Origin of the sequence: Allobosea sp. (genome assembly GCF_051860145.1) — a bacterium.
Classification (GTDB): domain Bacteria; phylum Pseudomonadota; class Alphaproteobacteria; order Rhizobiales; family Beijerinckiaceae; genus Allobosea.
This window is the reverse complement of record NZ_JBHYEM010000005.1, coordinates 22,510-35,448: the sequence shown is the minus strand read 5'-3', so window position 1 is coordinate 35,448 and position 12,939 is coordinate 22,510. Positions and strand designations below refer to the sequence as shown.

The following is a 12,939-nucleotide window of genomic DNA, read 5'->3' as shown; positions in this document are numbered from 1 at the left end:
CGCTCGCGGGAGCAAGGCTCACTTGCCGGCCCCGAGCGAGACCCACAGGCCGGGCTCGTAGGGCAGGGGCAGGAAGCGCTCGTGCAGCACTCTCATGGTGGCGTCGGGATCGACGTCCCTGAACAGCTCCGGATGCAGCCATTTGGCGATCTGCTGGATCGCCACGAACTGGTAGGGGCTGTTGTAGAACTGATGCCAGATCCCGTGGACATTCCCGTTCTTCACGGCAGCGGTCTGCGTGAAGGCCGGGCGCTTCATCAGGTTGGCGAGCTTGCGGCGAGCCTCGGTCATGTCGGCGCCGTAGCCGAGGCCGACCCAGGCGCCGCCGGGCACATAGGCGTCCCAGTTATTGCCGGTGACGATCACGACGTCGGGATTGTCGGCGACGATGCGCTCGGCATTGATCGTGCCGAAGGTGCCTGGGATCAGCGGCGTCGCGAGGTTCCGGCCGCCGGCGAAGTCGACCATCTTGCCGAAATTCTCGTTGCCGAAGGACATGCAGCAATCGTCGGAAAAGCCGCCGGCGCGCTCGACCATGACCAGCGGCCTCTTGAGATCCTTGGTATTGGCGAGGCGGTCGGTGACGACCTTGATCTGATCGGCGCGGTACTTGATGAAGTCCTCGGCGATCTGCTCCTTGCCGAAGAGCTTGCCGATCAGCCGCATCGAGGGCTCGGTATGCTCGAACGGCTTCTCGCGGAAATCGACATAGACGACCGGAATGCCGACCGCCGCGAGCTTTTCGACCAGCTTGGCCTCGTCGCTGGCGACCTTGGCCTCGATATTGAGGAAGAGCACGTCGGGCTTGAGCGAGATCGCCTGCTCGATGTCGAAGGCGCCCTCCTTCATGCCGCCGAAGACGGGCAGCTTGGCGATCTGGGGATAGCGCGTCTCATAGGCCCGGAAGGTCTCGGGATCGGCCTTGCCGAGATCGTCGCGCCAGCCGACGACACGCTTGAACGGCTCTTCCTTGTCGAGCGCGCCGACGAAATAGATCTGGCGGCCCTCGCCAAGGATGATCTTGCTCACCGGCGCCTCGACCTCGACCTTGCGGCCGATGATATCGGTCACCGTCACCCGCTCGGCCGCGGCCGGCAGCGTCGCGGCGACCAGCCCGGCGAAGGCGGCGAGGCCGCGCAGGAACAGCTGTCTCGTCGGCATCGGAAGCTCTTTCTGAAGAAAAATCTGGCTCCTGATAGAAGCGCTACTGTATTCGGTCAATTTTCATAGATTTTAATTCCTCTAAACAAAGATCAGATTCATTGTCGTCGCGCGGCGGGGGAGGGCGTATGATCGCAGGCGACGCAACCCCTGCTTTCCTTTCGCCCTCTTGCCGGGGCATAAGCGGCCGATGACCGGGACACCGACGCGAACCGAGCCCTTCTGGCGCAGCAAGACGCTCGACGAGATGAGCCCCCAGGAATGGGAATCGCTCTGCGACGGCTGCGGACGCTGCTGCCTCGTCAAGCTCGAGGACGAGGATACCGGCCGCATCCACGCCACCGACATCGGCTGCCGCCTCTTCGATGCGGGCGCCTGCCGCTGCAAGGATTACTCTGCGCGGTCGACGAAGGTGCCCGATTGCGTGACGCTGACGCCGGAGGCGGTGCGGACGCTGCCATGGCTGCCGCCGACCTGCGCCTATCGCCTCATCGGGGAAGGGCGCGATCTGCCCTGGTGGCATCCGCTGGTCTCGGGCGATCCCGAGACCGTCGTCGCCGCGGGAATCTCGGTCCGTGGGCGGGTCTTTGCCAGCGAGGAGGAGATCGACGAGGATGATCTTCCCGAGCGCATCGTCGCCTGGCCGCTGCGCTGGCCGCGCGCCGCGCGTGCCGAACGGCGCAGGTGAGGGGCCACCGGGCGATGTCACGGTGTTGTCGCGGTCGCGCTCATTGATTGTTCATGCGCTTTTCGGCATGACCGCGCGGTCCCCGCTGCCCGGCTGCTGATGTCCGGCGGCACTTCGCAGGAAACTTTTGGAGAGTCGGGCGTTGCTGAGTCCGGCTGAATGAAGAGGTATTCGTGATGGCAGGCGGGAAGTGGGTCTACACCTTCGGCGACGGCAAGGCCGAAGGCGAGGCGGGGATGAAGAATCTCCTCGGCGGCAAGGGGGCGAATCTCGCCGAGATGAGCAATCTCGGGCTGCCCGTGCCCCCCGGTTTCACCATCACCACCGAGGTCTGCACCCACTATTACGACAACGGCAAGAAGTTTCCGTCCGATCTCGACGGCCAGGTCAAGGCGGCGCTCGCCGAGATGGCGCGCCTGACCGGCAAGACCTTCGGCGATCAGGCCAATCCGCTGCTCGTCTCGGTCCGCTCGGGCGCCCGCGCCTCGATGCCGGGCATGATGGACACCGTCCTCAATCTCGGCCTCAACGACGTCACCGTCGAGGCGGTGGCGAAGGCCTCGGGCGACGCCCGCTTCGCCTGGGACAGCTATCGCCGCTTCATCACGATGTATTCCAACGTGGTGCTCGACGTCGATCACGGCCATTTCGAGGAGGCGCTCGAGGACTACAAGGAACGCAAGGGCTTCAATCTCGACACCGATCTCGGCGCCGATGACTGGAAGATCCTCGTCGGCCGCTACAAGGAGATCGTCAGGAAGGCGCTTGGCTCCGACTTCCCGCAGGAGCCGGAAAAGCAGCTCTGGGGCGCGGTCGGCGCGGTGTTCTCGTCATGGATGAACGCGCGCGCGATCAAGTATCGCGAGCTCAACAGCATCCCGGCGGCCTGGGGCACCGCCGTCAACGTCCAGTCGATGGTCTTCGGCAATATGGGCGAGACCTCCGCGACCGGCGTCGCCTTCACCCGCAATCCCTCGACCGGCGAGAACGCGCTCTATGGCGAGTTCCTGATCAACGCGCAGGGTGAGGACGTCGTCGCCGGCATCCGCACGCCGCAGGACATCACCGAGGCGGCCAGGCAGACCGCGGGCTCCGACAAGCCTTCGATGGAGAAGGCGATGCCGGAGGCCTATGCGGAGCTCGTCCGCATCTACGGCATCCTGGAAAAGCACTACCGCGACATGCAGGACATGGAATTCACCATCCAGGAGGGCAAGCTCTGGATGCTGCAGACCCGCTCCGGCAAGCGCACCGCCAAGGCGGCGCTGCGGATCGCGGTCGATCTGGCGCAGGAAGGGCTGATCGGCGAGGAGGAGGCGGTCGGCCGCGTCGAGCCCGGCGCGCTCGAGCAGCTCCTGCATCCGGCGATCGATCCCAAGGCCGAGCGCCGCGTGCTGACCACCGGCCTGCCGGCTTCGCCCGGCGCGGCTGCCGGCGAGATCGTCTTCAATTCCGACGAGGCCGAAGCCGCCAGGAAGGCCGGTCGCAAGGTCATCCTGGTGCGCGTCGAGACCTCGCCCGAGGACATCCATGGCATGCACGCGGCCGAAGGCATCCTGACCACGCGCGGCGGCATGACCTCGCACGCGGCGGTCGTGGCGCGCGGCATGGGCAAGCCCTGCGTCTCCGGCGCCGGCCAGATCCGCGTCGACTACGCCAAGGGCACGATGACGGTCGGGCCGACCACGCTGAAGGCCGGCGATTTCATCACCATCGACGGCGCCGCGGGCCAGGTCCTGCTCGGCGAGGTCAAGATGCAGCAGCCCGAGCTCTCGGGCGAGTTCGGCACGCTGATGGGCTGGGCCGACAAGGTCCGCCGCCTCAAGGTCCGGGCCAATGCCGAGACACCGCGCGACGCGCGCGCAGCCCGCGATTTCGGGGCCGAGGGCATCGGGCTCTGCCGTACCGAGCATATGTTCTTCGACGAAGACCGCATCCTGCCGATGCGCGAGATGATCCTCGCCTCCGACGACAAGGGCCGGCGCGACGCGCTCGCCAAGCTCCTGCCGATGCAGCGTCAGGATTTCGTCGAGCTCTTCACCATCATGCAGGGTCTGCCGGTGACGATCCGCCTGCTCGATCCGCCGCTGCACGAGTTCCTGCCGCATACTGACGAGGAGATCGCCGAGGTCGCCAGGGCGATGTCGGTGACGCCCGACGTGCTAAGGCGTCGCGCGGCCGAGCTGCACGAATTCAACCCGATGCTCGGCTTCCGCGGCTGCCGTCTGGCGGTCGCCTATCCCGAGATCGCCGAGATGCAGGCCCGCGCCATTTTCGAGGCGGCGGTGATCGCCGCCAAGGAGACCGGCAAGCCCGTCATCCCCGAGGTGATGGTGCCGCTGGTCATGGGCGTTGCCGAGTTTGATCTGGTCAAGGCGCGCATCGATGCCATGGCTAAGGCGGTGATCGGCGAGAGCAAGGCCGAGCTGAGCTATCAGGTCGGCACCATGATCGAGCTGCCGCGCGCTGCCTTGCGTGCCGAGGAGATCGCGCGCAGCGCCGAGTTCTTCTCCTTCGGCACCAATGACCTGACCCAGACGACGCTGGGCATCAGCCGCGACGACGCCGGCTCCTTCCTCGGCTCCTATACCGCCAAGGGCATCCTGGAATCCGACCCCTTCGTCACGATCGACCAGGACGGCGTCGGCGAACTGGTCAAGCTCGCGGTCGAGCGCGGCCGCCGCAGCCGGCCGCGGATCAAGCTCGGCATCTGCGGCGAGCATGGCGGCGATCCCGCCTCGATCGGCTTCTGCGAGAGCGTCGGGCTCGACTATGTCTCCTGCTCGCCCTTCCGCGTGCCGATCGCGCGGCTGGCGGCGGCGCAGGCGGCACTCGGCGCGATCAAGGCGAAGGACGCCTGAGCCGCCGCAGCACACTGTCGTCGGATTGAAACGCTCGTCATCCCGGAGCTGCGCCGCTCCGCGGCTTGTCCGGGATGACAGGGCTCTGAGGCGATGCCGGTTCGCGCCGCTCAGTCGTCGATATAGTCTTCCGTGACGGCGCCATCGAGGCGACGAACACGCGCCTGCGCCAGGACCTCGAGCGGCATCAGCCGGGCATTCACGCCCATACGGTCGCGTGCCGGGTCCACCGCGGCCCAATGGGTGACGCAGCCGCAGGTCCGGCAGCGATGGAAAGCGATCGACCTGTCATCCCACATATAGCTGTCGGTGGCCGGTTCCAGCGGCACGAAGCGCACCTGCTTCGGCGAGTAATAGGCCCAAAGCACGCCATAGCGCCGGCAGATCGAGCAATTGCAATCGGTCACCGTCTCCGGGGCAGCGTCGATGGCGAGGCGGACGGCTCCGCAATGACAGGACGCTTCGATCATGGAGCGTTGCTCCCTTGTTGCCCGAGGCGGCGGCTGCGCCGGCATTCCCGCTAGTCTCCTCGCGCAGCATCCTAATTTCTCTCGCGGCATCGGGCGAGCCCTTGGCCGGATCGGCGTCCGGGCCAGCCTCGCTGGACCCGCATTGCAATTTATGCTAGTGCCACCCATGTAAGACGAGATGCGGCCGGGTTCTGGCCAATCCTCCGCGCGGGATATCCCGGTCGGCGGGCACGATTCAGATCCACCACACATCGTTATCAAGGCCACGGCGAGGCGTCCGCGCGTCGACCCGTGTCTTCCACGACCAAACGCGGATCTGAAACGTAAGGACTACCTTCTATGGAAAAGGGCACCGTCAAGTGGTTCAACACCACCAAGGGCTACGGTTTCATCACGCCTGAGAACGGCGGACAGGACATCTTCGTCCATATCAGCGCCGTCGAGCGCGCCGGCCTGCGCGAGCTGCGCGATGGCCAGGCCGTCTCCTATGAGCTGATCGCCGATCGCAAGACCGGCAAGTCCTCGGCCGGCAACCTCGTCGTCAGCTGAGACCGATATCGACCCGGGAGGGTGCCAGCACTCTCCCGGCCTCGCAAAGAATCCCTTCGGCGCAGTGGCTAGCGGTTCGCCGGACGGAAAGAGCTAATTCAATGCCGGACCCATTCGGCGGCACAGCCGGTATCCACGTGTGCCCCTTGCGTCACGGCTTCAGAAAGACTTGTTTTGACACAATTTACCGACCTCGGCCTTGCCGAGCAGCTTCTCAAGGCGCTCGCAGCCGAAGGTTATACCAAGCCGACGCCCATCCAGGCGCAGGCCATTCCCCCCATTCTCGAAGGCAAGGATCTGTTCGGAGCGGCTCAGACCGGCACCGGCAAGACGGCCGCCTTCTCGCTCCCGATGCTGCACCGGCTGCTGAACCAGCCCCGGCGCATGCAGCCGCGCTCGGTGCGCGCCCTCATCCTGAGCCCGACGCGTGAGCTCGCGGCGCAGATCGAGGCCAGCATCCGCACCTACGCCCAGTTCACCACGATCAAGTCGACGGTGATCTTCGGCGGCGTGCCCGTCGGCAAGCAGATCCGCGCGCTCGGCCAGCATGTCGACATCCTCGTCGCCACGCCCGGCCGCCTGCTCGATCTCGTCGACCAGCGCGCCGTCTCGCTGCGCGAGATCGAGTTCCTGGTGCTCGACGAAGCCGACCAGATGCTCGATCTCGGCTTCATCCATGCGCTGCGCCGGATCGCCACGCTGATCCCGGCCAAGCGCCAGACCCTGCTGTTCTCGGCCACCATGCCGAAGCAGATCCGCGAGATCGCCTCGGCCTATCTGACCAATCCGGTCGAGGTCGCGGTGACGCCGGTGGCGACCACCGCCGAGAAGGTCGACCAGCGCGTGATCTTCACCCAGCCCGGCGACAAGCCGGCCTTGCTGGCGAAGACGCTCGGCGTGCCCGAGATGGAGCGCGCCATCGTCTTCACCCGCACCAAGCACGGCGCCGACAAGGTCGTGCGCCAGCTCGACCAGGCCGGCATCAAGTCGGCCGCGATCCACGGCAACAAGAGCCAGGGTCAGCGCGAGCGGGCGCTCGGCGCCTTCCGCGACGGTGAGCTGCGCATCCTGGTCGCGACCGACATCGCGGCGCGCGGCATCGATGTCGACGGCATCAGCCATGTCGTCAATTTCGATCTGCCCAACGTGGCGGAAACCTATGTCCACCGCATCGGCCGCACCGCGCGCGCCGGCGCCTCGGGCGTCGCCATCGCCTTCTGCACGCCCGAGGAGCGCGGCGATCTCGCGGCGATCGAGAAGCTGACGCGCGTCTCGCTGACGCCGATCGGCGAGGTGCCGCACTGGGATGGCCGCACGCCGAAGAAGCCTCCGCAGAACCAGGGCCGCGGCCGCAATGGCGGCCAGGGCGCCGGTGGGGGCCGCGATCACGGCCGGCCGCAGGGCCAGCGTCATGGCGCCAATCCTAACCACGCCGGCAAGCCTAATCACGCCGGCAAGCCGCAGCAGGGCGGCGGCCAGCGCGCCGACGCGCAGCGCAACGAGCGCCCGGTCCATCGCAACGAGGCGTCCGCCCCGCGAAAAGACGCGGTTTCCGGCAAGGAAGGGCTTGGCGGCGTCGCGTTCTTGCAGCAAAGAACAGAGCAACGCCGCAATGGCGGCGCCCGGCGGCGCGCGAACTGACGTAGCGCTTCGCTAGAGCACGCGCCGATCAGATTGCGTAGCAATCCGATCGGATCACGCGTTCTCTATCTGGAGTTTAGAGGCGGATTCATCGATCAGGTTGATCCAACCTGATCGGATCCGGCTCTAGGCGACGATCGGAGACGCTGGATCAGCCTGATCCGGTCGTCCGCCCAAGGCGCAGAAGAAGGACCAAGGAATGGCGAAAGAAGAACTTCTCGAGTTCGACGGCACGGTGGTCGAAGTGCTGCCGGACGGCAACTATCGCGTGAAGCTCGACAATGAGCACGTGATCCTGGCCTACGCGGCCGGCAAGATGAAGAAGAACCGCATCCGCACCATCGCCGGCGACAGGGTTGTCGTCGAGATGTCGCCTTACGATCTCGACCGCGGCCGCATCAATTTCCGCCAGAAGACGGCGGGTCCGGGCCCCGCATCGCCGCCGCGCCAGAACTTCCGCCGGCGCTGAGCGGCCTTCGTGCAGTTTAGCCGGGCCGATATCCTGTTCATCGCCGCCGGCGCCGCGCTTGGCGCGGCCGTCGGCTGGGCGGTCAAGGCCGGCCTGCTCGCGACCTATGCCGCCTTTCCGCACTATCTCTTCGTCCTGATCGGCATGGGATTGATCGAGGTCGTCGCCGGCTTCGTGCTCGGCCGCTCGCCCGGCACGCTGGTCGGCATGCCGGCCCGGCTCGCGGCGTTCGTCGTTGGCGTCGGCGCCTTGATGCTGGTCGCCGGCGGAATCTCCTGATCGATCGTCGTACGATATCCTGAGCCCTCATCCTGAGGAGCAGGCTTGGCCTGCGTCTCGAAAGGATGCTCCAGAGGGTTCCGGAGCCTCCTGAGCCATCCTTCGAGACGCCGCTATGCGGCTCCTCAGGATGAGGGCCGTGGTTCTCCGCGGCGACTTAGTCATAACCTGAGCACATGTTCGACCCGGCGTCCGTGCGATAGGCCGGACGCTAGCCAGCCCATGGCAGTCATGGTAATATCCTTATGCTCAAAACGAGCATAGCCGGCTAGAACGAGCCGGCGGCAACGCGGAAGCGGTCCGGCGTTGTGAGGATAGGAGGACGCCATGTCGCTGGGTTTGGAAAAGACACGGGGCTTCGAAGGCTCCGAACCCGCCATCCGCTCGGCCGGCCTCCCGCGCCGCAAGGACGATCCGCGCTTCCGGCCCCTGCCGATGCCGGACCTGACCTGGACGCCCGAGGTCGAGGCCGCGACCGCCCATCTCTATGAGAAGGTCAAAACCGTCATTCCGGCGGTCGAGTGGCCGTTCTTCGCGCCGACCATCAAGGCGATCAACGAGCTCAAGCAGGTCCGCAACGCGGTCATCCTCGGCCATAACTACATGACGCCGGAGATCTTTCACTGCGTCTCCGACATCGTCGGCGACTCCCTGCAGCTCGCCAAGGTCGCCGCCAAGACCAGGGCCGAAATCATCGTGCAGGGCGGCGTGCACTTCATGGCGGAGACCTCGAAGCTGCTCTCGCCTGAGAAGATCGTGCTGATGCCGGACATGCAGGCCGGCTGCTCGCTCGCGTCCTCGATCACCGGCGCCGATATCCGCCTGCTGCGCGAGCGCTATCCCGGCCGCCCGGTCGTCGCCTATGTCAACACCTCGGCCGATGTGAAGGCGGAAGTCGACATCTGCTGCACCTCCTCCAACGCCGTGCAGGTGGTCGAGAGCCTCGGCGTGCCCGAGGTCATCTTCGTGCCGGACCAGTATCTCGCCAAGAACGTCGCGGCGCAGACCAAGGTCAAGATCATCTCCTGGGCCGGCGCCTGCGAGGTGCATGAGCGCTTCACGGCCGAGGAATTGATCCGCTATCGCGAGGCCGACCCGAGCATCAAGATCATCGCCCATCCCGAATGCCCGCCCGAAGTCGTGGCCGTCGCCGACTATACCGGCTCGACCAAGGGCATGATCGACTGGGTCAGGGACGAGCTGCCGGGCCGGGTCCTGCTCGTGACCGAGTGCTCGATGGCCGATAATGTCGCGGCCGAGACCAGGGGCGTCGAGTTCGTGCGCCCCTGCAATCTCTGCCCGCACATGAAGCGCATCACCCTGCCGAAGATCCTCGAGACATTGGTCTACATGCAGCATGAAGTGGTCATCGATCCGGCCATGGCCGAGAGGGCCCGCCGCTCGGTCGAGCGCATGATCAACCTGACGATGTGACGACGGCGACAGGCCGCGAGGCCCTCCTCATGGAATGAGGAGGGAGAAGGACGTCCCATGCCCGGACCTCAATCGATCCTCATCGTCGGCGGTGGGCTTGCGGGGCTCTTCACGGCCCTCAAGCTCGCGCCGCTGCCCTGCATCGTGCTGAGCCCGCGTCCGCTCGGGGAGGGGGCATCCTCGGGCTGGGCGCAGGGCGGCATCGCCGCTGCGATGTCCGAGGGCGATACGCCTGAGAACCACGCGACTGATACCATCGCGGCCGGCGCGGGCACCGTCGACGAAGCGATCGCGCGCATGGTCGCCGGCGAGGCGGCCGAGCGCGTCCATGATCTGCTCTCTTATGGCGTGCCCTTCGACCGCGACCTCGCCGGCAAGCTGGTGCAGTCGCGGGAGGCGGCGCATTCGGCCCGCCGCATCGTGCGCGTCGGCGGCGATGGCGCGGGCGCCGCGATCATGCAGGCGCTGATCGCCGCGGTGCGCCGGACGCCGTCGATCACCGTGCTGGAAGGCGTCATCGCCGAGGATCTGCTTCTGGCTGACGGTGCCTGCGCCGGCGTGCTGGCGCGGGGCGAGTTCGGCAAGGCCCGCGAGGCGACGCGGTTTCCCGCCGCCGCGACGGTGCTCGCGACCGGCGGCATCGGCTATCTCTATGCGCTCACCACAAATCCCGTCGAGGCGCGCGGCGAGGGCCTCGCCATGGCGGCGCGCGCCGGCGCGACGATCGCCGATGCCGAGTTCGTGCAGTTCCACCCGACGGCGCTGGCGCTCGGGCTCGATCCCGCGCCGCTCGCGACCGAGGCGATCCGTGGCGACGGCGCCATTCTCGTCAACGGAGCCGGCGAGCGCTTCATGCCGGCCTTGCACAAGGATGCCGAGCTCGCGCCGCGCGACATCGTGGCGCGCGGCGTCTTCGCCGAGATCGCAGCCGGGCGGGGCGCCTTCCTCGATGCGCGGGTCGCCATCGGATCGGACTTCGCCACCCGCTTTCCCGCCGTCGCCGCAGCCTGCGCCAAAGCCGGCATCGACCCGGCGACCGAACTCATGCCGGTCGCCCCGGCCGAGCACTACCACATGGGCGGCATCGCCACGGACGCGCAGGGGCGCTCGACCTTGCCCGGGCTCTACGCTGCGGGCGAGGTCGCCAGCACAGGCCTGCACGGCGCCAACCGGCTCGCCTCCAACTCGTTGCTCGAGGCGGTCGTTTTCGGCGCCCGCGTCGCGGAGGATCTGAAGGCTCGGTCGCGTCCCGACGCGATGAAGGGCCGGCCTGCGAAACTGGCCGGGACGACGGCCTGCCTGCCGACGCCGGCCGACCGCGACGCCATTTCGCGCCTGCGCGCCGTCATGTCCGGCAAGGTCGGCGTGCTGCGCGACGGCGCCGGGCTGCTGGCGGCCTCGCGCCAGCTCCAGGCCATCGCCTCCTCGGCGGAAAGCTCGACGCTCGTGAACATGGCGAGCGCCGCGCTCGTCGTCACGGCCGCGGCGCTGGCGCGCCGGGAGAGCCGCGGCGGCCATTGGCGCAGCGACTTTCCGCGCACCGACCCCGCCCTCGCGCAACGCAGCAAACTGACGCTCTCGCCGCCGCCCGGCGCGCGCGGCGTCCTTTCGTGATCCGGAGACTGCCATGAGCCAACCCGTCCTCAATCCCCTGCTCATCACGGAGGCGGTGCGCGCCGCGCTGATCGAGGATCTCGGCCGCGCCGGCGACATCACCACGCTCGCGACCATTCCGGCCGGGCGGCGGGCGAGGGCGGTCATTGCCGCCCGCAAGCGCGGTGTCGTCGCCGGCCTGCCCTTCGCGCGCGAGGCCTTCCGGCAGTTCGACCCGTCGGTGCGCTTCGAGGCGCTGGTGTCCGACGGCGACCGCCTCGAGCCCGGCACCGTCGTCGCCCGCATCGAAGGCGAGGCCCGTTCCGTCCTCTCGGCCGAGCGCGTGGCCTTGAACTTCATGGGCCGGCTCTCGGGCATCGCCTCGCTGGCGGCGACCTATGTCGAGAAGGTCGCGGGCACGAAGGCGATGATCGTCGATACGCGCAAGACGACGCCCGGCCTGCGTGCCTTCGAGAAATACGCCGTGCGCTGCGGCGGCGCCCAGAACCATCGCTACGGCCTCGACGACGCGATCCTGATCAAGGACAACCATGTCGCCGTCGCCGGCGGCATCGGCCCGGCTCTGCAGGCGGCGAAGCGCCAGGCCGGCAATTTCGTCAAGATCGAGATCGAGGTCGACACCCTGGCCCAGCTTGAGGAGGTGATCTCCGAGGGCGCCGATATCGTCATGCTCGACAACATGTCGGTCGCCGACATGACGCGCGGCGTCGCCATGGTCGGCGGCCGGATGAAGGTCGAGGCCTCCGGCGGCATCAATCTCGACACCGTCGCGGCGATCGCCGCCACCGGCGTCGACATGATCTCGGTCGGCGCGCTCACCCATTCCGTCAGCGTGCTCGATCTCGGGCTCGACATTGAGATGGTCTGACCGGAGTTTTTGCGGACCTAATCGTCAAACATGGGCTATCCCGTCATTGCGAGGAGCGAGGCGACGAAGCAATCTAGGAGGTCTCGCGCAGTCCCCCTGGATTGCTTCGCTGCGCTCGCAATGACGAGGCGCAGCGCCCCGGAATGACGCCGCGATCGCCCAAGAAAAAAGCCCCGGCCGAAGCCGGGGCAGAAGGTCATTTCCGTGGATAAAAGGGTCTGCGTAGAAACTCTTGCCTGCGTAGAAACTTGGTCGTCGAAAACTCAGTAGCGGCCGCGCGCCCAGTATTGCGAGCCGGGGCTGACCAGCACCTTGCGCTGGCGCGTCTCGTAGACCGCCGGGATGGTCTCGTGCACCACCTGGGTCTGGCGCACCATCACCTTGCGCTGGCGCTGGGCGTACACGGCGGGAATGGTCTCGTAATCGACGCTGGCCGGGGCGACCTCGACGCTGCGCTGGCGCCAGCCATATTGCGCCGGCACATGCACCCAGCATCCCGTGGTGTTGCCATAGGCGTCGCGGCTGACTTCCCAGCGCTTGCTGGCGGGCGAGATCAGCACCTTCTCGCTGACGGTCTCATACTGCGCCGGGCGATGATGCGGGATGATGCGCTTGGGATGCACCATCACCTGCTCGGTGGTGTATTCGTATTCGGCCGGGATCACCCGGGACTGCGTCTGCGCCGGGCGGGCGACATAGGTCTCGTCGACCGTGCCGTAGACCGGCGGCGTCTGCTGCAGCGTGTAGCAGGACGAACCGGAGCAGCTGGACCGAGCCGGCGTGTAGCAGGAGGAGCCAGCGCATCCGCCAGCCTGCGCCGCCTGGGCGCCGAATACCAGAGCCGCGGCGGCTGCCGTAGCGGCGAAAGCGGAAACCGAAAGCACCTTGCGCACCATGTCTGGCCC

General features: G+C 67.1%; 12 protein-coding genes. 9 read left to right on the top strand and 3 right to left on the bottom strand.

The features are described from left to right. Positions 1–18 precede the first annotated feature (18 nt). Positions 19–1,161 carry an ABC transporter substrate-binding protein gene (locus tag ACTIF2_RS10230; RefSeq protein ID WP_439496960.1) on the bottom strand — a complete coding sequence of 381 codons (1,143 nt, stop codon included), beginning with the start codon at positions 1,159–1,161 and terminating at the stop codon, positions 19–21. Between the two features lie 190 nt (positions 1,162–1,351). Here ACTIF2_RS10230 and ACTIF2_RS10225 point away from each other — a divergent pair, with 190 nt between their 5' ends. After that, a complete protein-coding gene (locus ACTIF2_RS10225; RefSeq protein ID WP_439496959.1) occupies positions 1,352–1,849 on the top strand; it encodes a YcgN family cysteine cluster protein in 498 nt (165 codons plus the stop codon). Positions 1,850–2,025: 176 nt separating this feature from the next. After that, positions 2,026–4,710, top strand: coding sequence for a pyruvate, phosphate dikinase (ppdK, locus tag ACTIF2_RS10220; RefSeq protein ID WP_439496958.1), 2,685 nt, complete (start codon positions 2,026–2,028; stop codon positions 4,708–4,710). 110 nt (positions 4,711–4,820) lie between these two features. Here ppdK and ACTIF2_RS10215 read toward each other — a convergent pair whose 3' ends face one another. Continuing rightward, positions 4,821–5,180 carry a GFA family protein gene (locus ACTIF2_RS10215; RefSeq protein WP_439496957.1) on the bottom strand — a complete coding sequence of 120 codons (360 nt, stop codon included), beginning with the start codon at positions 5,178–5,180 and terminating at the stop codon, positions 4,821–4,823. A gap of 339 nt (positions 5,181–5,519) precedes the next feature. Here ACTIF2_RS10215 and ACTIF2_RS10210 point away from each other — a divergent pair, with 339 nt between their 5' ends. From ACTIF2_RS10210 to nadC, 7 genes are all read left to right on the top strand, one after another. Continuing rightward, complete coding sequence (locus ACTIF2_RS10210; RefSeq protein ID WP_439496956.1) at positions 5,520–5,729, top strand: cold-shock protein; 210 nt, start codon at positions 5,520–5,522, stop codon at positions 5,727–5,729. Positions 5,730–5,903: 174 nt separating this feature from the next. Then, positions 5,904–7,370: a DEAD/DEAH box helicase gene (locus tag ACTIF2_RS10205; RefSeq protein ID WP_439496955.1), complete on the top strand. Its 1,467-nt coding sequence runs from the start codon at positions 5,904–5,906 to the stop codon at positions 7,368–7,370. A gap of 199 nt (positions 7,371–7,569) precedes the next feature. Beyond that, positions 7,570–7,839, top strand: a complete 270-nt coding sequence (gene infA / locus ACTIF2_RS10200) for a translation initiation factor IF-1 (protein WP_439496954.1) — start codon at positions 7,570–7,572, stop codon at positions 7,837–7,839. Between the two features lie 9 nt (positions 7,840–7,848). Continuing rightward, on the top strand, positions 7,849–8,118 hold the full coding sequence (locus ACTIF2_RS10195; RefSeq protein ID WP_439496953.1) for a hypothetical protein: 270 nt from the start codon (positions 7,849–7,851) through the stop codon (positions 8,116–8,118). Between the two features lie 327 nt (positions 8,119–8,445). Beyond that, the gene (gene nadA / locus ACTIF2_RS10190) at positions 8,446–9,552 is read left to right on the top strand and encodes a quinolinate synthase NadA (RefSeq protein ID WP_439496952.1); all 1,107 of its coding nucleotides are present in this window, start codon (positions 8,446–8,448) and stop codon (positions 9,550–9,552) included. Positions 9,553–9,609: 57 nt separating this feature from the next. Beyond that, the gene (locus ACTIF2_RS10185) at positions 9,610–11,166 is read left to right on the top strand and encodes an L-aspartate oxidase (RefSeq protein ID WP_439496951.1); all 1,557 of its coding nucleotides are present in this window, start codon (positions 9,610–9,612) and stop codon (positions 11,164–11,166) included. A 13-nt stretch (positions 11,167–11,179) separates the two neighbouring features. After that, positions 11,180–12,034, top strand: a complete 855-nt coding sequence (nadC, locus tag ACTIF2_RS10180) for a carboxylating nicotinate-nucleotide diphosphorylase (RefSeq protein ID WP_439496950.1) — start codon at positions 11,180–11,182, stop codon at positions 12,032–12,034. Positions 12,035–12,297: 263 nt separating this feature from the next. Here nadC and ACTIF2_RS10175 read toward each other — a convergent pair whose 3' ends face one another. After that, positions 12,298–12,930: a hypothetical protein gene (locus tag ACTIF2_RS10175; RefSeq protein WP_439496949.1), complete on the bottom strand. Its 633-nt coding sequence runs from the start codon at positions 12,928–12,930 to the stop codon at positions 12,298–12,300. Positions 12,931–12,939 lie beyond the last annotated feature (9 nt).

Excerpts from the sequence above, each read along its gene's own strand:
- ACTIF2_RS10230 (WP_439496960.1), bottom strand. The coding sequence starts at position 1,161 with ATGCCGACGAGACAGCTGTTCCTGCGCGGCCTCGCCGCCTTCGCCGGG.
- ACTIF2_RS10225 (WP_439496959.1), top strand. The coding sequence starts at position 1,352 with ATGACCGGGACACCGACGCGAACCGAGCCCTTCTGGCGCAGCAAGACG.
- ppdK (WP_439496958.1), top strand. The coding sequence starts at position 2,026 with ATGGCAGGCGGGAAGTGGGTCTACACCTTCGGCGACGGCAAGGCCGAA.
- ACTIF2_RS10215 (WP_439496957.1), bottom strand. The coding sequence starts at position 5,180 with ATGATCGAAGCGTCCTGTCATTGCGGAGCCGTCCGCCTCGCCATCGAC.
- ACTIF2_RS10210 (WP_439496956.1), top strand. The coding sequence starts at position 5,520 with ATGGAAAAGGGCACCGTCAAGTGGTTCAACACCACCAAGGGCTACGGT.
- infA (WP_439496954.1), top strand. The coding sequence starts at position 7,570 with ATGGCGAAAGAAGAACTTCTCGAGTTCGACGGCACGGTGGTCGAAGTG.
- nadA (WP_439496952.1), top strand. The coding sequence starts at position 8,446 with ATGTCGCTGGGTTTGGAAAAGACACGGGGCTTCGAAGGCTCCGAACCC.
- ACTIF2_RS10185 (WP_439496951.1), top strand. The coding sequence starts at position 9,610 with ATGCCCGGACCTCAATCGATCCTCATCGTCGGCGGTGGGCTTGCGGGG.
- nadC (WP_439496950.1), top strand. The coding sequence starts at position 11,180 with ATGAGCCAACCCGTCCTCAATCCCCTGCTCATCACGGAGGCGGTGCGC.
- ACTIF2_RS10175 (WP_439496949.1), bottom strand. The coding sequence starts at position 12,930 with ATGGTGCGCAAGGTGCTTTCGGTTTCCGCTTTCGCCGCTACGGCAGCC.